This is a genomic window from Bacillus sp. FSL K6-0138, from assembly GCF_037982765.1.
Lineage (GTDB): Bacteria > Bacillota > Bacilli > Bacillales > Bacillaceae > Bacillus > Bacillus glycinifermentans.
Map to the genome: position 1 here is coordinate 3,546,789 of NZ_CP150286.1, position 21,376 is coordinate 3,568,164.

The 21,376-nt window shown below is 46.3% G+C and carries 24 protein-coding genes and 1 tRNA gene; 1 reads left to right on the forward strand and 24 read right to left on the reverse strand.

The window, feature by feature from the left end; all coding sequences use genetic code 11:
• Positions 1 to 91 precede the first annotated feature (91 nt).
• The 17 genes from MHB78_RS18740 to queG all read right to left on the reverse strand — a co-directional run bounded on the left by MHB78_RS18740 (position 92) and on the right by queG (position 15,877).
• A complete protein-coding gene (locus tag MHB78_RS18740) occupies positions 92 to 1,036 on the reverse strand; it encodes an ABC transporter permease (RefSeq protein ID WP_046132988.1) in 945 nt (314 codons plus the stop codon).
• A complete protein-coding gene (locus MHB78_RS18745; RefSeq protein ID WP_046132987.1) occupies positions 1,029 to 1,952 on the reverse strand; it encodes an ABC transporter ATP-binding protein in 924 nt (307 codons plus the stop codon). The genes MHB78_RS18740 and MHB78_RS18745 overlap by 8 nt, the downstream gene beginning before the upstream one ends.
• Positions 1,953 to 1,966: 14 nt before the next feature.
• On the reverse strand, positions 1,967 to 2,662 hold the full coding sequence (locus tag MHB78_RS18750; RefSeq protein WP_046132986.1) for an ABC transporter ATP-binding protein: 696 nt from the start codon (positions 2,660 to 2,662) through the stop codon (positions 1,967 to 1,969).
• On the reverse strand, positions 2,659 to 3,033 hold the full coding sequence (locus MHB78_RS18755; RefSeq protein WP_046132985.1) for a GntR family transcriptional regulator: 375 nt from the start codon (positions 3,031 to 3,033) through the stop codon (positions 2,659 to 2,661). Before MHB78_RS18755 ends, MHB78_RS18750 begins: the two co-directional genes overlap by 4 nt.
• A 4-nt stretch (positions 3,034 to 3,037) precedes the next feature.
• A complete protein-coding gene (locus tag MHB78_RS18760; protein WP_052948589.1) occupies positions 3,038 to 3,805 on the reverse strand; it encodes a hypothetical protein in 768 nt (255 codons plus the stop codon).
• Positions 3,806 to 3,909: 104 nt separating this feature from the next.
• Positions 3,910 to 4,254 (reverse strand): hypothetical protein, encoded by a 345-nt coding sequence (locus MHB78_RS18765; protein WP_046132984.1) that lies wholly within the window; start codon positions 4,252 to 4,254, stop codon positions 3,910 to 3,912.
• Between the two features lie 13 nt (positions 4,255 to 4,267).
• On the reverse strand, positions 4,268 to 4,798 hold the full coding sequence (locus MHB78_RS18770) for an NAD(P)H-dependent oxidoreductase (protein ID WP_046132983.1): 531 nt from the start codon (positions 4,796 to 4,798) through the stop codon (positions 4,268 to 4,270).
• A 16-nt stretch (positions 4,799 to 4,814) separates the two neighbouring features.
• Positions 4,815 to 6,380: a DHA2 family efflux MFS transporter permease subunit gene (locus tag MHB78_RS18775; RefSeq protein ID WP_099047099.1), complete on the reverse strand. Its 1,566-nt coding sequence runs from the start codon at positions 6,378 to 6,380 to the stop codon at positions 4,815 to 4,817.
• A 65-nt stretch (positions 6,381 to 6,445) separates the two neighbouring features.
• The gene (locus MHB78_RS18780) at positions 6,446 to 7,078 is read right to left on the reverse strand and encodes an efflux RND transporter periplasmic adaptor subunit (RefSeq protein WP_046132981.1); all 633 of its coding nucleotides are present in this window, start codon (positions 7,076 to 7,078) and stop codon (positions 6,446 to 6,448) included.
• A gap of 341 nt (positions 7,079 to 7,419) precedes the next feature.
• A complete protein-coding gene (gene yhbH, locus MHB78_RS18785; protein WP_046132980.1) occupies positions 7,420 to 8,589 on the reverse strand; it encodes a sporulation protein YhbH in 1,170 nt (389 codons plus the stop codon).
• Between the two features lie 155 nt (positions 8,590 to 8,744).
• On the reverse strand, positions 8,745 to 10,640 hold the full coding sequence (gene prkA / locus MHB78_RS18790) for a serine/threonine protein kinase PrkA (protein ID WP_046132979.1): 1,896 nt from the start codon (positions 10,638 to 10,640) through the stop codon (positions 8,745 to 8,747).
• Positions 10,641 to 11,046: 406 nt separating this feature from the next.
• Positions 11,047 to 11,745, reverse strand: a complete 699-nt coding sequence (locus MHB78_RS18795; RefSeq protein ID WP_046132978.1) for a hypothetical protein — start codon at positions 11,743 to 11,745, stop codon at positions 11,047 to 11,049.
• Positions 11,746 to 11,760: 15 nt separating this feature from the next.
• The gene (locus tag MHB78_RS18800; protein ID WP_046132977.1) at positions 11,761 to 12,471 is read right to left on the reverse strand and encodes a polymer-forming cytoskeletal protein; all 711 of its coding nucleotides are present in this window, start codon (positions 12,469 to 12,471) and stop codon (positions 11,761 to 11,763) included.
• A gap of 13 nt (positions 12,472 to 12,484) precedes the next feature.
• Positions 12,485 to 13,099 (reverse strand): YhbD family protein, encoded by a 615-nt coding sequence (locus MHB78_RS18805; protein WP_046132976.1) that lies wholly within the window; start codon positions 13,097 to 13,099, stop codon positions 12,485 to 12,487.
• Positions 13,100 to 13,197: 98 nt separating this feature from the next.
• The gene (gene trmL / locus MHB78_RS18810) at positions 13,198 to 13,680 is read right to left on the reverse strand and encodes a tRNA (uridine(34)/cytosine(34)/5-carboxymethylaminomethyluridine(34)-2'-O)-methyltransferase TrmL (RefSeq protein ID WP_099047098.1); all 483 of its coding nucleotides are present in this window, start codon (positions 13,678 to 13,680) and stop codon (positions 13,198 to 13,200) included.
• A 38-nt stretch (positions 13,681 to 13,718) separates the two neighbouring features.
• Positions 13,719 to 14,624 carry an amidase domain-containing protein gene (locus MHB78_RS18815; RefSeq protein ID WP_046132974.1) on the reverse strand — a complete coding sequence of 302 codons (906 nt, stop codon included), beginning with the start codon at positions 14,622 to 14,624 and terminating at the stop codon, positions 13,719 to 13,721.
• A gap of 104 nt (positions 14,625 to 14,728) precedes the next feature.
• On the reverse strand, positions 14,729 to 15,877 hold the full coding sequence (queG, locus tag MHB78_RS18820; RefSeq protein ID WP_046132973.1) for a tRNA epoxyqueuosine(34) reductase QueG: 1,149 nt from the start codon (positions 15,875 to 15,877) through the stop codon (positions 14,729 to 14,731).
• Between the two features lie 85 nt (positions 15,878 to 15,962).
• On the opposite strand from queG, the gene MHB78_RS18825 reads away from it, so the two are divergent.
• Positions 15,963 to 16,592 carry a hypothetical protein gene (locus MHB78_RS18825; RefSeq protein ID WP_046132972.1) on the forward strand — a complete coding sequence of 210 codons (630 nt, stop codon included), beginning with the start codon at positions 15,963 to 15,965 and terminating at the stop codon, positions 16,590 to 16,592.
• Positions 16,593 to 16,687: 95 nt separating this feature from the next.
• Here MHB78_RS18825 and MHB78_RS18830 read toward each other — a convergent pair.
• From MHB78_RS18830 to MHB78_RS18860, 7 genes are all read right to left on the reverse strand, one after another.
• A tRNA-Gly gene (locus MHB78_RS18830) sits at positions 16,688 to 16,761 on the reverse strand.
• A gap of 137 nt (positions 16,762 to 16,898) precedes the next feature.
• Positions 16,899 to 17,168 (reverse strand): 30S ribosomal protein S14, encoded by a 270-nt coding sequence (rpsN, locus tag MHB78_RS18835; protein ID WP_046132971.1) that lies wholly within the window; start codon positions 17,166 to 17,168, stop codon positions 16,899 to 16,901.
• 106 nt (positions 17,169 to 17,274) lie between these two features.
• The gene (locus MHB78_RS18840) at positions 17,275 to 17,553 is read right to left on the reverse strand and encodes a hypothetical protein (RefSeq protein WP_046132970.1); all 279 of its coding nucleotides are present in this window, start codon (positions 17,551 to 17,553) and stop codon (positions 17,275 to 17,277) included.
• Positions 17,550 to 18,440 carry a PqqD family protein gene (locus MHB78_RS18845; RefSeq protein WP_065894211.1) on the reverse strand — a complete coding sequence of 297 codons (891 nt, stop codon included), beginning with the start codon at positions 18,438 to 18,440 and terminating at the stop codon, positions 17,550 to 17,552. The genes MHB78_RS18840 and MHB78_RS18845 overlap by 4 nt, the downstream gene beginning before the upstream one ends.
• Positions 18,430 to 19,899 (reverse strand): hypothetical protein, encoded by a 1,470-nt coding sequence (locus MHB78_RS18850; protein ID WP_052948588.1) that lies wholly within the window; start codon positions 19,897 to 19,899, stop codon positions 18,430 to 18,432. The genes MHB78_RS18845 and MHB78_RS18850 overlap by 11 nt, the downstream gene beginning before the upstream one ends.
• A complete protein-coding gene (locus MHB78_RS18855; RefSeq protein WP_046132969.1) occupies positions 19,865 to 20,611 on the reverse strand; it encodes an ABC transporter ATP-binding protein in 747 nt (248 codons plus the stop codon). The genes MHB78_RS18850 and MHB78_RS18855 overlap by 35 nt, the downstream gene beginning before the upstream one ends.
• Before the next feature lie 108 nt (positions 20,612 to 20,719).
• Positions 20,720 to 20,932: a hypothetical protein gene (locus MHB78_RS18860; protein WP_046132968.1), complete on the reverse strand. Its 213-nt coding sequence runs from the start codon at positions 20,930 to 20,932 to the stop codon at positions 20,720 to 20,722.
• Positions 20,933 to 21,376 lie beyond the last annotated feature (444 nt).

Sequence of the window (21,376 nt, forward strand, 5' to 3'; positions counted from 1 at the left end):
TAAGCTTTTCTTCGGGACTGCTGACTTTGTCAGCAGTCTTTTTATTTTTATAAAAAAGCACGGCGCCTAAACGGTGCCGTGCTTTTTCTGCTTATGAAGCGATGTCCCTTTTTGTAAACACGCCGAATGCAAGCACTTGAAAAATGATAAAATAGACCGCCAAGACTGCAATCGAGAACCCCATCGTCATGCCTGACACAAGTGGCGTTCCGTCGACATACTGCGTTAAATCAGTGTTGGCAAATAAAATGTATTTCGCCCAGTCGAATTTCATCGCAATAAGATTGGTTACCGTGCCGCCCATGACGAGCAGAAAGATCGATATCCCGACGGCCAGCGAGCTGTTTCTGAATACCGCCGAAATCATAAATGCCATCGTCGACATCATCAAGAGAGAAATCGAATGAAGCAGATAGCTCCCGGCCAGGTGCAAGATCAGGCTTTGTTCTTTAACATTTCCATTTGCATATGCCAAATGGACCTGGCTCCCGTCTCCCGCTCCGAACAAAACGAGACCCGTAATACCTGCGCTTGCAAACAAAATCGCAATCAAGGCCAACGCCAAAAGCAAAACGGTAATGTATTTGGATAACAGAATCTTAAAGCGGCTGATCGGCCGAATGACGAGCAGCTTCACCGTTCCCCAGCTGAATTCGTTTGCGACGATTCCCGCCGCAACCGTAATCACAAACAACCCGATCAAAGAAATCATATCCCCGGCATCACTAATGAACGACATTGCCGAATACGTCCCGTCTTCCGGCGGCAAATCGTGTTTAATTCGATATTCATTAATGGCAATCGACTCTTTATAGTTGTTTTCAAGCGTCGGGCTATTGACACTTTTCAGCTCTTTCTTCATATCGGCATTTTCCTGAGCCAGTTCCTTTTTCCAGTGCGTACTCGGGTCTGTTTCTCCGATCGTCTTGGTTAGAATGCCCATCCCGATAACGACGATCAGCAGGATTCCGATCATGACATAGGTTCCTTTGCGGTTGAAAATTTTGATCCATTCGTTCCAAATCAGATTAAGCAAGCTTTGTCCCCTCCCGTTCCTCGGTGATTTCCAGGAATCTGTCTTCCAACGATTTGGTGACGGCTTTCGCTTCATATAAACGGACGCCGTTGTCGGTCAGATGTTTAATAAGTTCAGGCACTTCTTCTTTTAAAAGGCTGAGTTCGATTCCGTCCTTCACTTGTTCAATGCTCCGCTCTCCAAAAGCTGACGCATGACGAAGCAGCGCATCTCTGTCATCGGCCTGAAGAAAGTACCGCTTCTTCTCATCTGCAGCAGGTTCATGGACATGTTGAATATCGCGGAGCGTTCCGTTTTGGATAATCGCAATTCTGTCGCACATGATTTCCATCTCTGACAGGAGGTGGCTTGACACGATGACGGCCAGGCCCTTTTCCTTTGTCAGCCTTCTTAAATAATCGCGGATTTCCCTGATTCCGGCCGGATCAAGGCCGTTTGTAGGCTCATCAAGGATAAGCAGCTTCGGATCGTGCAGAAGGCTTTGGGCAAGACCGAGCCTTTGCCTCATTCCGAGCGAATACGTTTTCACCTTATCGTGAATCCGGCTCTTCAAGCCGACAAGCTCAATGACTTCATCGATTTTGCTTTTCGTTACCCCTTTTGACATGCGCGCGTATTGCTGAAGGTTTTGGTAGCCCGTTAAAAATTTATACAGTTCAGGGTTTTCGACAATCGCCCCGATATGCCGGGCGGCTTTTTCAAAGTTCTCTTTTACGTTGACGCCGCATACGATAATGTCGCCCGATGATATGCCCATATGGCCGACGATCATCCTGATCGTCGTCGTCTTTCCCGCGCCGTTCGGGCCCAGAAAGCCGAATACCTCTCCGGCGCGCACATCAAAGCTCAAGCCGTCGATAATTTTCTTTCCTCTGATCGTTTTTGAAACGTTTTTTAACTGAAGCAGCGTTTCCACTGATTTCTCCTCCCTTATTTGTCTTTGAGAAACGTTTTAAACCATTGCAAAAGCGACACCCCGAATTCTTCGCGCAGCTCTTCGACGTTCCTCTTCTCTTCGATCCGCCCGTTTAAGACGACAATGACTTCATCCAAAATCTGTTCGATTTCGTTAATCTCATGCGTCGCGATGATCACCGTCTGTTTTTCAAGGTCAAGATACGAAATCAAGCCCTTTACGATCGACTCCCTCACAAGAGGATCAAGGCCTGACAAAGGCTCGTCAAGCAGAACGACCGGGGCGTTGCGGGCTAAAGTCAGCGCCAGCTTCAATCTGCCGCGGTTCCCTTTGGAGAGCTTACTGATTTTTTGTTCCCCGTCGATTTTCATTTCTTTCAAAAGGTCAAACGCTTGATCAAGCTGAAAATCGGCGAACTGGCTTTCATAAAAATAGACGGCATCCTTTACGTAGAAAGGCTCATAAAACATGTCAAGCTCTGTCAAGTAAGCGATGCTTTTGCTCATGCTTCTTGCGGCCGGATCATTGCCGACTGAAACCGTCCCCGAATCGGGATATACAAGTCCTGCGATCAGCTTTAACAACGTGGATTTGCCGCTGCCGTTCGGACCGGTCATTCCGTAGATTTTGCCCGGAGACAGCGACAGCGAAGCATCCTTTAAAGCGAATTGTTTACCGTATTTTTTCGTCACATTCTTTAGCTCAATCACTTAGAATCACCTTCCTGCAAATAGCGGTCAAGTTCGGAACGTATTTCCTTCTTCGACAAGCCGAGCTCTTCCATGCTCCGGACAAACTGCTCCGTGACCTCCGCCCGCATTTCCCGATTAAAACGATCGATGACCTCCGGCTCTTCAACAACAAACGTCCCCTGTCCCCGTCTCGTTTCCACGATTCCCATCCTTTCCAGTTCATTGTAAGTTCTTTGAATCGTATTCGGATTGACCTGCGTCTCGACAGCCAGCTCGCGGACCGAAGGCAGCTTATCTCCCGGGCTGATCTCGTTCCGGATCATTCTTTTCAAAAGCTGTTCGGCAATTTGCCGGTATATCGGCTTTGATGATGAAAAGTTATCTGCCATATGATCACACCTCGACTTTTTTATCAAGCAGCTTGCCGGAGGCATAGAAAAGGCAGGCGGCTAAAACGGCGTAATACACGATGAGAACAATCGGAATATCAATTTTTGAAAATACAACAGTCCATCTTGCATCTTGATAGTGAAATTTGAAATTCGTTTTTAACGAAATGCTCCAGAGTTTCTGCACATTCTCAAACAAAACGCTTATTATGTACCTGCCCTCCAGCAAGGTGTAAGCATTATAGATTAACAAAGGAACAAGCCAGCGGATATTCTTGAGCGCCGGATATTTTCTGAGTGCTTCATATACCGTCCACAGAAACATGACCCACACGGCAAGGAGCACAGACCCTAAAAAGACGGCAAAGCTGACCAGAAATAGATCCCAAACAGAAAACATACTGTCGGTTGCGGATTGGAGGATGCCTCTAACAACCAATCCGAACATAAACAGAATCGCTTGGGAAACGAATTGATAAACAGCGGCTGAAGCCAGTTTTGACAGCAGCAAAACCGCACCCTTGTTCGGATTGTGCAGCCACAGCTGGGTCTTCCCTTCCAAACGGAGCTGGCTGATCATCATGAAAGGGCAAAACAGACTATGAAACAATAAGATGGCGACAAATCCCCCAAACATCGCCATCGGTTCGCCTGTGTAATAGGCAAACGTACAGCAGGCAGCGATCGCAAACAGCATAAACAGCACCCAAACGACGGACCAAAATCTTGAGATGAGCAAATCTTTTCTAAATAAACCGCCGAAAGATTTCAAACGATATCCTCCTCTGTATTAGTGTGCTATTCATATAGTACACTAATACAGAGATAATGACAATAAAAAAAAAGCAAATCCGCTGATACCCAGCGAATTTGCTCTTAATCCTGCTTGCGTTTTTGCATGGACTTTAACGCATTCCGATAGTCCATATCATCCATTTGCGTTTTTTCTTCAACCTTATTCTGTTCTTTAGGCTGATGAAGTTTTTTCAGCGTTTTCCGGTATGTCTCATCATTCATGGCGTATGGATCATCCGGTTCGGAAGAGCCTTCCGGCAGCCTGAGCCGGTGTTCTTCCCGCTGTACTTCTTCAGGGGCTTCTATGTCTTCCGTACGGTCCTCCACAACAGCCTCGTCTTTGTCCGGAGATGCGGATCGTACATTAAACACAACGAGTCCGATAATGACGATAATTGCAGCGATAACGGTCACGATTATGGCCATGGCAATCGCTCCTTTACTGCCCGCTGACGAAACGGCCGGTAACCTGTGCGACGCGTCTGCCCAGAGCCCGTCCCAGCTGAAGCCCTTCTTCGGAAATCAATTCGTCGCTGTCTACCGGACAAGTGACGCCGACTCCGTAGTAAGAACCGTATAACGCATTTTCGGGCACGTTTCCCGGCAAACCGACGACCACCATGCCCTGATGCAGCATCGGGGTGATCAAGTTGAGCATTGTCGCTTCAAGTCCGCCGTGCGTCGTAGCCGTTGTGCAGAAAACCGCGCCGACCTTATTGATCAGCTTTCCTTCCGCCCAAAGGTACCCCAATCTGTCGATCCAGGTTTTTAAGCCTGAACTGATCGTGCCGAAATGGCCCGGACAACCCCAAACGATGGCATCCATATCCTCAAGCTTTCTAATGTCCGCCTCGCTGACATGGTCGATCAGCACTTCTGCAGATTCTGATTCCCGTGCGCCTTCGGCAATTGATTGAGCTAATTTTTTCGTATGCTCGCCTTCACTGTCATAAACAACATAGATTTTCATGTTAAAACCTCCTGGTTTAAGACTCTTTCGCTTCCTTCGGAGCCGGCAGCAAAGTCAGCTCTTTCTCTTTGTATTTCTTGCGTTCTTTGTCTTTCCTTACGTCTCTTAAGAACAGGCTTAATACCAGTCCGACAATACAGAGTCCAGCCGCCCACATAAAGGCGTCATTAATGCCCATGACGTTAGAGTTAAGCTGCGACTGACCTGCCAGGTATTTCATCACATATTGTTGTGCTTGTTCGGCAGATATATGCATAGATTGCGCGACTGACTGGATCGTTGACTGCAATGTGTGCATAAACGTCGGATCGGCCGTATTGGTTTGATCGGCCATTGCAGCGTAATGGAATGTCGTACGGTTCGTATAAATCGTCGTAATCAAGCTCGTTCCAATTGAACCGCTGATTTGGCGCAATGTATTCGCCATCGCCGTTCCGTGGCTGTTCAATTGTTTCGGAAGCTGGTTCATTCCGGCCGTCATAATCGGCATCATCAAGAGCGACATACCGAACGCGCGGATCGCATAAATCACGACAATGTGCATATACGGCGTATCAAGGGTAAGCGTCGTAAATTCGTAAGTTGTAACGGCGGTGATCAATAAGCCGACGATCGCCAGAGGTCTCGGTCCGACTTTGTCGAACAAGATTCCCGAAATCGGCGACATAATAAGCATCACGATAGCGCCCGGGAGCAATAACAGCCCTGACTGAAGCGCCGTAAAGCCGACAAGGTTCTGCAGATAAATCGGGAGCAGGAACATCCCGGCAAACATCGCGACCGTAATAATCGCATTGATCACGCTTGATAGTGAAAACATATCGTATTTAAACACCCTGAAATCGAGCATCGGGTCTTTTGATTTCAATTGCTGAACGATAAAGGCAATGATGCCGATTGCACCGACTATAACGGTCGTAAGAACGATCGGATCATCCCAGCCATCAGAGCCCGCTTCACTTACACCGTAAAGCAATGATGCAAAACCGACGATGGACAGGATCGCGCCCGCGACGTCAAGCTTCACCTTTTTAGGCTCTGTCATATTTTTAAACAGGAGGAATCCGAAAATAATGACGATCACTCCGATCGGAACGAGTCCGTAAAACATGATCCGCCAGCTGTAATTTTCGATGATCCAGCCGGATAAAGTCGGTCCGACCGCCGGTGCGAACATCATCGCCAAGCCGAAGATTCCCATCCCTTTCCCGCGGCTCTCCGGAGGGAAGATGAACAGAATCGTAGTCATCACGAGCGGCTGAAGGATTCCTCCGCCGGCAGCCTGGATGAGGCGGCCGATCAGCATCGTTGAGAAGTTGGGCGCGATTCCGCATACGAACGTTCCGATCGTAAACAGCGCCATGGCTGTCAAAAATAAACTGCGTCCGCCAAATCGCAAGATCAGAAAAGCCGATAGCGGAATCAAAACGCCGTTGACAAGCATATATCCTGTTGTCAGCCATTGAATGGTCGTGGCGCTCACGTTAAACTCCGTCATCAAGTGCGGCATCGCCACATTAAGCAGCGTCTGGTTCAAAATGGCCAGAAATAACCCGGCCATTAATATGACAAGCAGTGACATATTACTTTGTTTGTTTTGGGAAGCCACTTAAGACATCCTCCTTTCCTGTTTTTTATCCCCTCAGGTTATTTCGAAATTTTCACGGATGCGTTCATTCCCGGAAGCACTTTGTCAGAAGGGTTTTTAATTGAAATTTTCACAGGTACTTTTTGCGTTACTTTCGTGTAGTTTCCGCTTGTATTTTGTTGCGGCAGCAGATCGAATGTTGAGTTTGTCGCATATCCGATTTCTTCAACGTTTCCTTCAAATGTCGCGCCCGGATCACCGTCGACGACGATATCCACTTTATCCCCTTTTTCAATGTCCTTCACATCTGTTTCCTTAATGTTTGCTGTAATGTAGAGGTGGTCCATGTCAATCGTTTGGGCAAGCGTTTGTCCAGCTTGTACCATTTGTCCGTCTTTTGCTTCATTTTTAACGATCGTTCCGTCCATGATAGACTTCACATCAACCGTTTGTTCACCTTTGATTTTTGCTGTTTTTTCGTCTTTCGTCACTTTTGTTCCTTCATCAATATCCCATCCTGACAGCTTTCCAGAAGCCGGTGCGGTGATTTCCGCCATGTCTCCTGCAACGTGCGCTTCGTCTGTTGTCACGTAGCTCACACTGTTATAGTAGTAATACGCGCCTCCTGCTATAATGGCAAGCACGACGATAAGTCCGATAATGTTTGTTAAAATTAAGCGTCCTTTGCTCATTTTTTATTTTCTCCTTTCGTGTTCCTTCTATTTTTTCATATAACCGCAGATCGTTTATTAATCAGCGATTTACACATGCCTGCATATTACGTTTCCCAATTTCCGCCCAGAACATTACGGACGTGTACATGAGCTACTTATGTAAAAGTTGCTCAAAACTGAGCAAGAAAAACCGGAAACCGCAACACGCAGTTTACCCCTACACAACAAAATAAAATAGTTAACAAGATTAAATATTAGTTAATGTAATCAAAAATGTCAATGAAATTGTTCAAAAAAATTCATATAAATATTTTCCACGGCAAAAAAGCCTCTGAAAACAGAGGCCTGACATGTTTCTGTTACGTATATTGATGCTGTTCTTCATTGCTGAAAAAGCTCTTCAGCGCTTGAAACACATCCGCTTTTTGCTTTAAAATATAATACTTGAATTTTTCATTTTTTATATTTTTATAGGCAGACATCAATGTTGAATGCCTGTTGTACTGATTGACTTCGCCATAGCAAAACAAATTCGCTTTTTCCATGATTTCGCCGACGAGCTTGACGCAGCGTGCATTGTCAGACGTTAAATTGTCCCCGTCGGAAAAATGAAACGGATAAATATTATAGCGGGTCGGATGGTATTTTTCTTCGATCAGCTCAAGCGACTTTCTGTAGACGGATGAACAGATCGTTCCCCCGCTTTCTCCTTTTGAAAAGAAATCTTCTTCAGAAACGACTTTCGCTTCCGTATGATGGGCGATAAATTCGATTTCGACCGTTTCATACTTTGTCCGCAAAAAGCGTGTCATCCAAAAGAAAAAGCTTCGGGCCATATATTTTTCCCAGACGCCCATCGAGCCGCTCGTATCCATCATCGCCAGCACGACGGCCTTCGATTCCGGCTTTACGGAATCATTCCATGTTTTGAATTTCAAATCCTCTGGAAAGATCGGATAAAACGACGGTTTTCCGGTCATCGCGTTGCGCTTGAACGCCGAAAGCATCGTCCTTTTTTTATCGATGTTGCCGGTCAGTCCGGTTTTGCGGATATCGTTAAATTCAATGTCTTCAACGACGATGTCATCGCGCTCTTTCCGCTCTAAATTCGGCAGCTCCATCTCGCTGAAAAGCGCCTCTTCCAGATCCATGAGCGACACTTCCGCTTCATAATAATCCTCGCCGGCCTGATCGCCCGCTCCCCGTCCTTTTCCGGCGCCGCTCCTTTTATCGGGGCCGTCTCTCGCCACGATATCTCCGACTTGACTGTCCCCGTCTCCCTGTCCGGCATGTTTATTTTTGTCGTAGTTGTAGCGGATTTTGTACTCATCTAATGACCGAATCGGAATTTTGACGACATCCTTGCCATTGGACATGATGATGCTTTCTTCTGTGATCAAGTCAGGCAGATTGTTTTTTATCGCATCCTGCACCTTTTTCTGATGGCGCTGTTGGTCATCATACCCTTTTCGATGGAGGGACCAGTCTTCCTGAGAAATAATAAAATGGCCGTTGTCTTTATGGGACATGAATTCCCCTCCTTATTGATAAATCCGAAAAGCCAATCGCTGTAAACAAGTCTTAAAAAATATTTATTTTTATCCTATGCAGGATGCTGATGACGCTTGACAAACATTTGCGAAAATGGGACAAAAGAGCCCGCCCTTTCCGGACGGGTCTTGATTTACCGGTTTAACAAGCTTCCTACATATTTCAGCAGCTCGTTGGCGCTCGTCGAGTTATAGCCGTGTTCATCGATGAGCCGCGCGACAACCTCATTGATCTTTTTGAGCTGCTGTTCATCAGGCGTTTTTGTCGACGTCGTGATTTTAACAACGTCCTTCAAGTCTGCAAACAGCTTTTTCTGAATGGCCTCCCGCAGGCGTTCGTGCGAATTGTAGTCAAACCGCTTCCCTTTTCTCGCATAGGCGGAAATCCGGATGAGGATTTCTTCGCGGAATGCTTTTTTGGCATTTTCGCTGATTCCGATCTGTTCTTCGATCGATCTCATCAGCTTTTCGTCAGGATTCATTTCCTCGCCTGTCAGCGGGTCGCGCAGCTTGATTTTATTGCAGTAAGCCTCCACATTGTCGAGATAATTGTCCATAAGGGTTTTAGCCGACTCCTCATACGAATAGACAAACGCTTTTTGCACTTCTTTTTTCGCCATCTCGTCGTACTCTTTTCTCGCTGCCGAAATAAAGTTCAAATAGCGCTCGCGGTTTTCAGAAGAGATCGAAGGATGCTGATCAAGCCCTTCCTTTAAAGAACGAAGCACATCAAGTGCGTTGATCGATTCCATGTTTTTGCGGATGATCGTCGAGGAGATTCTGTTGATGACATACCGCGGATCAATGCCGCTCATCCCTTCGTCATTGTATTCTTTTTTCAAATCCTCGACATCGGACGAATTATAGCCTTCAACGCTTTCCCCGTCATACAGCCTCATTTTTTTGACGAGATCGATATCAGACCGCTTCGGTTCTTTCAGCCGTGTTAAAATCGAAAACATCGCAGCCACTTTCAACGTATGCGGGGCGATGTGCACATCTGATACATCGCTTTCTGCGATCATTTTCTCGTAGATCCGCTCTTCTTCAGATACCTTGAGGTTATAAGGGATCGGCATGACGATAATGCGCGAATGGAGAGCTTCATTTTTCTTATTGGCGATAAATGAGCGGTACTCGGTTTCATTTGTATGGGCGACGATCAATTCATCGGCCGAAATCAAGGCAAACCGGCCGGCTTTAAAATTCCCTTCCTGCGTCAGGGACAGCAGATGCCAGAGAAATTTCTCATCGCATTTCAGCATTTCCTGAAATTCCATCATTCCCCTGTTCGCCTTGTTCAATTCCCCGTCAAACCGGTATGCGCGCGGGTCGGATTCTGATCCGTATTCGGCAATCGTCGAAAAATCGATGCTTCCGGTCAAATCGGCAATATCCTGCGACTTCGGATCAGAAGGGCTGAACGTTCCGATTCCTGTCCGTTTATCTTCGGAAAAAAAGATTCTTTCAATCTTTACATCTTCGATTCTTCCGCCGTAATCCTGCTCAAGGCGCATCATGTTCAGCGGCGAAAGGTTTCCTTGGATACGAATGCCGTATTCCTGGTAAAAATCCTCTCGCAAATGCTGCGGAATGAGGTGAAGCGGATCTTCATGCATCGGGCAGCCTTTAATCGCGTAGACGGCTCCTTCATCCGTCAATGAATAGGCTTCAAGCCCTCTTTTCAGCATCGTTACAAGCGTCGATTTCCCGCCGCTTACAGGCCCCATCAAAAGCAATATTCTCTTTCTGACATCAAGCCGTTTTGCGGCCGGATGAAAATATTCTTCAACAAGACGTTCCAAAGGCTCCCCAAGTCCAAACAGCTCTTTGTCAAAAAAGCGGTATACTTTTTTTCCGTCTTTTTCTTCTATGCCGCTGTTTTTTATCATATTGTAAACACGGGAATGAGCAGATTGAGCGACAATCGGATTTTCTTTGACGATTTCCAAGTAATCAGCGAAGGTTCCTTCCCATTTCAGACGCTGCTCTTCCTCTCTATACTGTTCAATCTTTTTTAATATATCCATAAGAACCTCCTATATGATGATTGATGCAAGGTGAAAAGTGAATCACTGTTACATTCAATCTATGCGGAGATGTCCCTTTCGATGCTTTTTTAGGTTGAATTTGAAATGCACTTCCTCTAATTGACAAGGACGGAACAAACCGGTCATAATAAAAGCAGATAAGCCCGGACCGCAGGCTGCACGCGGACCGGCTGATACACCGCATGCGAACAGACAACAAGGGACAAACGGATGGAGAGGGGGATTTGATGAAAACGCTGATTATGATGGGGGTCATCCTCACGTTTCTCGTATCCATTTTCACCGCCGGGTATGAAAGCAAACCCGGAAAGAAACACTAAAAAGAAAAAGGATGGTTCGGGTACCCGGCCATCCTTTTTCTTTATTGTAACATAACAATGTTTCATTATATTTGTCGATTCTCTTTTACTTCAGCCTTATCGGAAACGTGATAATCGCTGTTGTATTCAACGGTTTCAATCCGGCAGCCTGGTCCTATGCGCACACGGTTTCCTCTGACGATCCCGGCCGAAGTATTCTCCAGATAAATATCGTCTCCCTCGATGACTTTTGCTGATAGAAAGCCGCTGTTTTTTTTAAACAGCCCCCGCTTGTTTCTCACCTTGATGGCCGTGCCGCCGATTTCTCCAACCGAACTCTGCCCGAACCGCAGGGCGACGTCAACCTCGCCTGCGTTAAGGAGGCCGTTTATTTCAAGGTTCCCGTTTAATGTAAAACGCTCTGCTTCACAATCGCCTTTAACGGCAGCGGTCCCTTTAATGTCGCACTCATCTCCCGTTAAGTTTCCCCCGATCGTAAGAATGCCCTTCACGGCAGTTTCGCTGATGTCGGCATTGCCGGAAATCTCAGCCGTACCGTAAATTTTCGCTTTATCTGCTTTCAGCCGCCCGGTAACTTCCGCCTCGCCGTATATATGCAATGACTGCACTTTCGCATCTCCGGAAAGGACGCTTGTGCCGTAGCAGCGAAACTTCGCACAGTCAAGACCTGCCCCGATCGTTCCTTCGCCTTTGATGACGACGTTGTGATAGGTGCCTCCGGCCGCACTCCCGGACCCGTTGATTTTTAAATTGTTTCTCTCCATATCATAGACCCTCCGCTAGATGTTTTGACTGTCTCCGACCTTTGCCGATTTCGCCTGCCGGAACTCTTCTTTATATTCGACAAGCCCGATGTCGCAGTTTTCGCCGATGATAACCGTATTGCCGCGGACGATTTTCGCCGTCGTATTCGCGAGCTCAATATGATCCCCTTCAATCAATTCGGCAGTCAGCGCCGGGCCGGGGAGAAACGGCTTTAATAATGAAAGAAACTTTGACCGGTGGGCCGTGCAGCGTATCCGCCGGCCGCCGATTTCCTTCGCCCTGCTTTCGCCCCCGTGGATTTTGATCTCAACCTGTTCAGCGTTCAAAAGGCCGTCAATCGTAAAACAGCCTTCTGCCGTAAAATGTTCCACTTCACAGTCTTTTCCGATTGAAGCTTTTCCCCGGATGATCAGGTCGTCGCCTTTTACATGACCTGATAAAGACGCATGTCCGGCGATCTTTACTTTATCGGCATCTACATCTCCTTCGACCTTGGCTGAGCCGTCGATCCGCACGGATGAAGCAGCAATGCCGCCATGAACGCTTGCGCGGCCGCTGATTTTCACTGTTTCTGCTTTCACATGGCCTTTCAGCGTCCCCGCTCCGTTGCAGGAAAACTGTTTGCACTCGACATCTCCATTGATCGTTCCTTTTCCGTTTAGCTCGACGGTTTGAAATGTGCCTCCCCCCGAGCTTCCAAATCCGTTTATCGTTAAGCTTTCCATCGCTTTTCCTCCATTACACCAATTTTGTCTTCAATTCTTCCCCGGCTTCTGCGAGGCTGATAGTAGCAACCACTTTCACCGCCTGTTCAAAGACGGCTTCTCCCTCGGCAATCAAGCATGTGGCAATGCCGAGCTTCCTCAGCACGATCAGCCTGCCGCGTTCAGGGCGCGCCCCGGAGAGCATCACCTCAAGAACCATTTTCCCTTCCTCAAGACTGATGTCTCCCGATTGAAGCAATCCTTCCAGCACATATAGCGCAAGCACTTCCTCCAATCGAAATGAGTCATCTCGTTTATCAGCATTCTCTTCAAAAAATGACATGACAGGCTCTGATATCAGCCCTTTTTCAAGCAGCTCGCTGCGGCTGATCTCCAGTTGATCGAGCTTCGGAGAAAACATTTCCGCCATTTCATCAAGAGACAGATTCTCTTTCATGCTTTGAATTTTTTTGATTCTTTTCAGTATGTCTTCTTTTGGAAAAAACGTTTCCTGACCGGTAAAGGTAGATTTTCGGATAAACCAGTCCTCGGGTATTAAATTTTTCCGTTTCCATCTGTACAGCTGCCCGTAGGAAATCGATGTTGCATCAAGCAGCTCTTTTTTTGAAATTAAATCTTCCCGGGCCATTTGCTTCACTCCTTCCGCTTCATTGTAACATAACACTGTTACGTTTCAAACAAAAAAAACCGTCCCCCTTCTTTTATGGGGGACGGAAATGTCATCCATTATGTTAAATCTCTGTAGTTTTGCTGCCTAAGCGCCTCATACACAAGGATTGCGGCTGTATTTGACAAATTCAATGATCTGACGTGCTCTGTCATCGGCAGACGCAGGCAGCGGTCCATGTTTTGTTCGATCAGATCTTTCGGAAGACCGTTCGTTTCTCTGCCGAATACGAAAAAATAATCCTCGTTTTGATCTGAATAGTCGAATGATGTGTGCGGTTTTTGGCCGAACTTTGTAATAAAGAAAAATTTCCCTTCAGGATGAGCCTCAAACAGCTCTTCTAATGAGTCATGATAGACGATATTGACGAACTCCCAATAGTCTAGCCCTGCTCGCTTAAGCATTTTATCATCTGTTGAAAAGCCGAGCGGCCTGATCAAATGAAGAGTTGTGTCTGTTGCTACACAAGTTCGTGCGATATTTCCTGTATTCGCAGGAATTTCGGGTTGATATAATACGACATGCAATGCCAAAATGTTCACCTCTGTTTTTCTGAATCCGATGTTTATTATACCACTCATTACGCTTTTGTCGTATCATCCGCAATATGAAAAAACGCATAACGGATCGACGGAGTGTACGCGGGGGAATCTTCGTATGACCAGTATCTCATCCGGCAGTCATGGGTCTGGGCGTTTACAAGCGGCATGTTGCCTTTATCCTTCGCGGTCACGATTGCCACGTGGTCAAACCTTCCGTCACCGTTGAAATCGTAGCAGATGACATCGCCTTCCGTCAGCTCTTCGGCTGCGCCCGTTTGAATTGCGCGGAGACCTGCCTTTGACCGCTTCAAAAATGTTCTGAGCGAATGGGCGACGGTCCAGCTGTAGCTCCACGAATGATTCTGCATCCACCATCCTGTGCCTCTGTTCGGATAGCCGCGCATCGGCGCATCTCCGGCGCGGATGCATTGGGAGATAAAATTTGTGCAATTGTCTTCAAAATTTTTATAAGCCGGATTCCGCTTATTCCAATATGTTTCGGCGTAGCGGACGGCAGACAGCCTGTCATAGGTGAACGCCCGCCCCAATAGTTCGCGTTCTTCGGAATCGGCGCAGGACTCATTATCAGAAACCGGCTGAACGGACGGACGGGGAATTTCCGTATCCTTGATCACCATTTGGCCATATAAAAGAGCGGTCCGTTTTTCGATTTGTTCTTCCATATACATATCATCCCCATCTTTGCACAAGTATGCCGCATGGGATTGATAATTGACATGCGCCGTTCCGTCATCTTCAAGCCAATGATCTTTGATCGCCGTCTTCATCTTGGCTTTGACGATTTTGACTCCGCGCTTTTCAAAGAGCTTCTTTTTCCGTTCAATGACTTCGGCTTCACCGGCGTCACGCCAGCTTCGATGATCATTGCCGTTGATTAAATAGTCCAGCCTTGCCTTCAACAGCTGTTCGATAATCTCTTTCAAAGGCTACACCACCATATGTTTGATGATCGAAAAATACCCGCCTTCCAAAACGGAAGAACAAGCGGTTTTTCGTTCCTGCTACAAAACATATGTCAGGACAGCCCTCATTTAGTCATGGCGGTTTCTGTTAAAAGCCGAATGCCTTTTTGGATTTCCGCTTTTGCTTCGTCATCCTCTTCGCGGGACAGCGCTTTTTCAAGCTCCTCAAGCATATCCGCTTCCCCGATCTTTCCGATTGCCCATGCCGCAGTTCCCCTGATGACGGGACGCGGATCTTGATGCATAAGAGAAACGAGCTCAGGAAGTGCGCCCGTTTCCTTAAAGTGGGCAAGAGCGATGATCGCGTTGCGCTGAATCGGTTTTTTCCCCCTCCAGGAACCTGCGATATGGCCGAATTTTTCTTTGAACTCTCGGTTCGAGATCGTAAGCAGAGGCTTTAAAAGCGGCTTGGCAATCTCCGGATCGGGCTCCATTTCAGGGTGAAGGTGAAAGTCCACGCCTTTGTTTTTCGGGCAAACCATCTGGCACGTATCACACCCGTAGATCCGGTTGCCGATTTTCGTGCGGAACTCATCAGGCAGAAAACCTTTCGTCTGCGTCTGGAAAGAGATGCAGCGCTGGGAGTTGAGCTGTCCGGGATTGACAAGCGCACCGGTCGGGCAAGCTTCAATGCATTTGTTGCATGAACCGCATTGATCCTCTATTCTCTCATCAGGTTCAAACGGTATATTGGTGATCATCTCTGCCAAATAAACGTATGAGCCGAACTCGGGGGTGATGATCATGCAGTTTTTTCCGCTCCAGCCGATGCCGGCCCGTTCGGCGACAGCCCGGTCTGAAAGCTCACCTGTATCAACCATCGATTTCGTTCTGACATCTTCATGCTGCGACTGCAGAAATTCTTCGAGCTGATCAAGCTTTTCCCGCAGCACGTGGTGGTAGTCTTTTCCCCAGGAAGCTCTGCAAAAAATGCCCCTCCGGTCCCCTTTTACGCTCCTTGGCGCATTTTTCATTTTTGAAGGGTATGCGAGCGCAATTGCGATGATCGATTTCGCCTTCGGCAATAGGAGCTGCGGATTTGTCCGCTTTTCAAGATCAGGCTCTTCAAATCCGGACTCATATCCAAGCTTTCTGTTTTCGATTAAACGCTCTTTTAACGTTTCGAATGTATCAGCGCTGGCAAAGCGTATCTTATCGATTCCGATTTGCTGCGCGAATTCAATCACATCTTCTTTAAGCTGTTTCACGTTCATAACGAATAAACCTCCTTTCCTTTGTTTTGATTTTCAGTAGCTGTATAATACAAGTGTACCATGACGAAGGGAGTTAAAGTCCGATATGGAAATCAACCTGCAAATCGCCCCCGCTGTTTTAGAGCGCGTCCCCTCCTTTAAGGTCGGCGCTGTTTTATATAAAGGAATTGAAATCGCAGACTCGCCGCAAATGCTAAAAGGCCGGCTGCGCCTGTTTCAGGAATCGCTGTTTTTTGATTATGCCGACAGGGATCTCTCCGATGAGCCTGCAATCAAAGAATGGCAGGAGACCGTTGCCTTAATTGACCCGTCTTATACCGGCCGGCAAACAAGCCTTGAACGGCTGCTGACGGACATCAAGCACCAGCAATACATACCCTCCGCCGATTCGGCATCGGATTTAAGCCGTTTTTTCTCGCTTAAATATTCTGTTCCGGTTCATATTTATGACGCCCGGATGCTAAAAGGTCCGATCCGTATCGGGATCGGCGGAAAAGAAGATATCCTTCTTGTCTCCGGCGAATCCGGTACGTTCGGATCCCTTTCAGATCAGATCAACCGCTGCCCCGTCAAGCCGGGGACGAAGGATGCCCTTCAGCTCGTTTTTTTCAGGCCTTCCACCTCAAAAGACGAAGCCATCCGGCTGCTAGAAGCTTTGACAAAAATGTTTGAACAGATTCACGGCGGAGAACATATATCCGCTGTCATTCCTTAACACCTGCTTTCCGGAAGCAGGTTTTTTCATACATGAAAAAACGCAATGCTTCGTTTAATCTGAGAAACGAAACACTGCGTTATAAACAGTATGTATGGAGCGGGTGATGGGAATCGAACCCACGACATCAGCTTGGAAGGCTGAGGTTTTACCACTAAACTACACCCGCGCAATCTATTCAAAACCGTTCATCGTTTTGACTTTTATAATGTTACACGTTTATTAAATTTTCGTCAAGGGGATATTAAAAATTTGTCGAAAAAAAGCGCCGAAAAAATCGGCGCCTTTTTTTTAGTATCGGGCTTTTTACCAGCTCGATTTTTTCACTCCCGGAATTTGTCCTTTGTGAGCCAATTCCCGAAACGCAATCCGCGACATGTTGAATGTTCTCATATATCCTCTCGGCCTTCCGGTCAGCCCGCAGCGGTTATGCAGCCTTGACGGCGCTGAATCGCGCGGAAGCCGGCTGAGCGCTCTGTAGTCGCCTTTTTCTTTCAGTTCTTTTCTGATGGCCGAGTATCGCTCTACAAGTTGTTGCCGTTTCTTTTCCTTGGCGATTTTCGATTTTTTCGCCACTCTTTACCCTCCAGTCATAAATCGTAATTATTACGTTTTGAATATATCATACATTTCCTGATGCCCGCAAATAAAAAAGCCTGCATAAAGCAAGCCTGATGAGATATTATTTCTTTTTTTTTCCATAAAAAGAGGATATGACAGCCGTTATGATAAAGATGCCGATAAATAGTCCGATCATAATGAAGAAAAAATTCGGCTTCACCTTCAGCGAAAAAGCCGACTCGCTCTCCATCACAATAGACAGACTGTTAAACAAAATACCGGTATTCGTTTGACTAGAAAAAAGGTGGTAGAACAAAAGAGCAGCAGCAACCATCGGAAATGCCAGGAAGCTTGAGAAACTGGCAAATATGAGTCCCTGCTTTAAAGAATTTGCATTCATGATGATTTCCCTCCAATTCCCCTGATCATCAGCTGTTTCATTATCGATTTGCCATCCCCCATAAACGGAAGCAGATAGATCATATGCAGAGCATAGGTCGCAAAGAACAGGAGTATGCCCGCTGACACCATGTTTTCCCGCAGGCAAAGGATCGTAAACAGCACGCCGGCCACTCCCAAAATCCCCGGAACGAGCGGACCGAGCACCGTTATCCAAATCATTTTTTTCCTGTACGGAGAAACCGCCGGCCTGACAAATTTTACGGACATCATGTCAGCCGCCAAAAATCCCCCCGGCCCCTGTTTTCCGACGAACCTCCTGTGCACGGTTCCATGCACCGTCTCATGCAATACCGTTCCCGAAATTAATCCGGCATAGATGATAGAAAAATAAACGGCGATGTTGACAATCGACTGATCGGGAACCGCAATATAAGCTGCAATCGACAGTACCAAAAAGAGAAACCAGAATAAAATAATTTTCCTTGAAATAATATGAAGACATGTTATGTAAAGAAACAAAAATGAATCAGAACGGCCTGAAAACCTTTCCCTGTAGCCGGGGCGGTACTGACTCAAAAACTGTTGAAAAAACCCGCCATATTTCCAATTGATCAGATACCGGCGGTTAAGTCCTGTCAACAATTCGTGCAAATCTTTTTGCAGTACCGATTCGCTGATGCGAAAAACACCCGCAAGGCCGGCTGCAATCTCCGCTTCATCCTTTTTTCCGTCGATTTCTTTCAGCATGCGGTAGGCTGTCGGATTGATCGGAAAATCGGCGCCAAGGTCATGATCTGAAATGTATTTTTCATTAAGCGTCACATGCTCCGGAAAATAGGGAATTTTTTTTACCGCAAAATATGTTTTCAGCATATTAATGATCATAATGGTACCTCCATTTAAACCCGCCGTGCATGAGCAGGATTAACAACATTTCCAGAAACGGGACGAAAAACAACAAGCCCTGCCCCAATATCTTCTCTATTACGTAATTTCCTATAAAAAACAGCGGAATCAAAAAGAGAAGGAGCATCCCGAACGAGAAGATTCCCATATACGGATTATTTCGGTCAAGCGGAAACATGATGCCTGCTAGATAAAAGACCGCAATCGAATTGAGAAGGACGGCCATCGTCTTCCAAAAGACCGCGAAGCTGTCCGGAAAGGTCCAGGTCAACAGGGAAAACATGCATAGCTGCACAAGCCCCAGCGCACACAATCCGAGATATTTCGACCATAAAACCGTTGTCATTTTCAGATGAAGCGCCTTGTACACCGTCATCATCCGCTTATCATTGCCAAAGGAATTGAACGCCGCGATTCCGGTCACGCCGCCAAGAACGATGTAGCTCTCCCCGGTAAACCCGACCTGGAATTTGTATTTTAAAAAGCAGAACGCCAAAAGCAGAAAAATGAAGTTCAGCACGTTTTCCTCGTTCCTGGCTTGTGATTTGATTTCTTTCACCGCCAGCGCCAACGGTTTTGCCGACGGCATTTTCAAAAACGAAAACAGCTTAGACGATCTTTTTTCGGTGAGAATCGGCACAAGATTCAGCGACAAAAAAGAGGCTGATACGGCGGCTGCCATTACAGTCAAAATCGCTGCAGCACCAAAGCCCGCTTCCTGACCGTTCATAAGCTGAAACAACGGTACTGCAAAATACGCCAAGTTGTAATCAAAGGACAGATAGGCGTTTTGAATCCTTTCCACATCAAAGCTGGACAGACCGTAATACACGGCCAGCGCGATGAGCGCAAACAGCGAAAAAAATTTTTGCAGCGGAAAACCGAATGCTAAAATGACGATGTTCGCAAGGTTGTATACAAGATGCAAAATCGAGAAGAAAAAAATGATTTGCAAAAACAGCGCCGCAAAAAACGCAGCCGTAAATCGAATTCCTGCACCGCTGGCAATAAAATTTGGCACGAGCAAAATAAACATGATAAATAAGACCAGGCACGCAACTGCTCCGGCAAATGGAATAAAGTAACCGAGACTTCTCTGAAAGGGCGTCAGCGGAAACCAGCTCAGCTGCATCGAGAAACTGTTCTGCTCAGGCGTCCGTACCTTGAACAAAATAAAGAAGACAAACGTAAAAATCGAGACGTTCATCAGCATTGAAATGACGAACAATCCGAGCGGGCCCTCGTCGCCGTTTAAAAACGAGCTTAAAAACATCCCGGTGAAGCTATATCCGACCAAGCCCCCTACTCCGATTGCCATAAGCAGAAAAGATAAGGCCAGCATTTTTTTCGTACCGGTGTTTAACAGCTTGTTTATTTCCTTTTGCCACATTTTCAGCATCATCTTAGAAATTTCGAATGATTTGATCAAAATGCGCACCCCTATCACTCAGCATAGAAGCTTTTAAAAATACTTCTTCAAGCGAATCGCTGTTATATTTAAGCTTTAATTCGCCTACCTTTCCTTCATCCATTTTGACTCCTTTTGAAAGGATGGCGATTTTATCACACAGCTCTTCAGCTGAAAGCATGTCGTGCGTCGATAGCAGAATCGATCCCCGGGTTGCGGTATAGCGCTTCATCAGTTTTTTCGTATTGATGACCGCTTCAATATCAAGCCCCCGAAACGGTTCATCCATGATGACAAACTCGCTGTCCAGCATAAAAGCCGAAATCAGCTGCGTCTTTTTTTTCATTCCGTGGGAATACGTTTCAATCGGCTCGTGCAGAGCCTCCTCCATGTCATAGAGTTCAATTAATTGTTTCCTCCTTTTCTTTGATGTACAATGATACATTGAGGAAACAAAATCCATATATTCGGCAGCGGAAAGGGCTTCCGGCAGCAGCAGGTCATCGGGAACATAGGCGAGCTTTTGCTTAAATTCTGCCGTCTCGTTCGACAGACCGTCCAAAATAATGGTTCCTTCACTGGGCTTTATGATGCCCAAAATTGAATTGATGATAGTCGTTTTCCCGGAACCGTTCGGACCTGCTATCGCGACAATTTGATTTCTATCAATCTTTATATGAAACCCGCTTACGGCAGTCACATTGTTTTTATATGTTTTAGACAGGTGATCGATTGTAAACATAATGCCTCCAGGGTAATGATAGATGGTAGAAGGACTTAACCGCCCCCCACAGACGGTTAAGCCCTTGTTATGATATGTCTCGATGTATACAGATGACCCTAAGTATAGCTATTTCTTACACTCAATTTTAACCTCAAGTCCGTTGACCCATTTGACGGCTCCCGTGAAGCTGCCGTTTCCGTTGGCCACGCACCATACCGCTGCGCCGAGAACAATCGTTGCGCCCAGTGCCAGCAATACTGCAATAAACACTAGAAACCATGCTTGATCTTCGATCGCAGGACTTACGGAATAATCAACCTGCGGTGCTGCGTATGTCATTTTTCCCCCTCCTTTCTATCAAGTACCCACAGAGTAACATATCCAAAATCATACTGAAATCTATGAATTTTACTATTCTTCAAATATTACATTCCAACTATTTATTTAATTTTTTTTCAGATCCTTCTATCTATTTTCCCACTCATTTTCGCATGGAATCGGCTTTTTCTTCCGCCTTCATTCATTCCTTCCCTGAAATTGATCACTTTTTCCCATTCCCTCCATTTCTCCGGCTTTTTTTGAACGACAGTGTTAAACTTGCCCTTTATGACAAAAGAACCAAGATAAAAGATTTATCTATCCTCGAAATGCAAAGCTTAAAACAACCATAAAGCCCCTTTTTTAGAAGTACGGAATAGTCCAATTTGATTGTTCCATTTTTGTCAATTTTATGTATAAATTAAAATGTTGTAGAGGACAAATCGTCGTTTCTAGCCCAAAAGA

Bases quoted from the DNA above. Each gene is read 5' to 3' on its own strand.
- yhbH (WP_046132980.1), bottom strand. From the start codon at position 8,589: ATGTCCCATAAAGACAACGGCCATTTTATTATTTCTCAGGAAGACTGG.
- MHB78_RS18825 (WP_046132972.1), top strand. From the start codon at position 15,963: ATGGAAATCAACCTGCAAATCGCCCCCGCTGTTTTAGAGCGCGTCCCC.
- MHB78_RS18855 (WP_046132969.1), bottom strand. From the start codon at position 20,611: ATGTTTACAATCGATCACCTGTCTAAAACATATAAAAACAATGTGACT.
- MHB78_RS18845 (WP_065894211.1), bottom strand. From the start codon at position 18,440: ATGATCATTAATATGCTGAAAACATATTTTGCGGTAAAAAAAATTCCC.
- MHB78_RS18840 (WP_046132970.1), bottom strand. From the start codon at position 17,553: ATGAATGCAAATTCTTTAAAGCAGGGACTCATATTTGCCAGTTTCTCA.
- MHB78_RS18860 (WP_046132968.1), bottom strand. From the start codon at position 20,932: ATGACATACGCAGCACCGCAGGTTGATTATTCCGTAAGTCCTGCGATC.
- MHB78_RS18770 (WP_046132983.1), bottom strand. From the start codon at position 4,798: ATGAAAATCTATGTTGTTTATGACAGTGAAGGCGAGCATACGAAAAAA.
- prkA (WP_046132979.1), bottom strand. From the start codon at position 10,640: ATGGATATATTAAAAAAGATTGAACAGTATAGAGAGGAAGAGCAGCGT.
- queG (WP_046132973.1), bottom strand. From the start codon at position 15,877: ATGAACGTGAAACAGCTTAAAGAAGATGTGATTGAATTCGCGCAGCAA.
- MHB78_RS18765 (WP_046132984.1), bottom strand. From the start codon at position 4,254: ATGGCCATAATCGTGACCGTTATCGCTGCAATTATCGTCATTATCGGA.
- MHB78_RS18805 (WP_046132976.1), bottom strand. From the start codon at position 13,099: ATGGCCCGGGAAGATTTAATTTCAAAAAAAGAGCTGCTTGATGCAACA.
- MHB78_RS18780 (WP_046132981.1), bottom strand. From the start codon at position 7,078: ATGAGCAAAGGACGCTTAATTTTAACAAACATTATCGGACTTATCGTC.
- MHB78_RS18795 (WP_046132978.1), bottom strand. From the start codon at position 11,745: ATGGAGAGAAACAATTTAAAAATCAACGGGTCCGGGAGTGCGGCCGGA.
- MHB78_RS18755 (WP_046132985.1), bottom strand. From the start codon at position 3,033: ATGGCAGATAACTTTTCATCATCAAAGCCGATATACCGGCAAATTGCC.
- MHB78_RS18800 (WP_046132977.1), bottom strand. From the start codon at position 12,471: ATGGAAAGCTTAACGATAAACGGATTTGGAAGCTCGGGGGGAGGCACA.
- MHB78_RS18775 (WP_099047099.1), bottom strand. From the start codon at position 6,380: ATGTCACTGCTTGTCATATTAATGGCCGGGTTATTTCTGGCCATTTTG.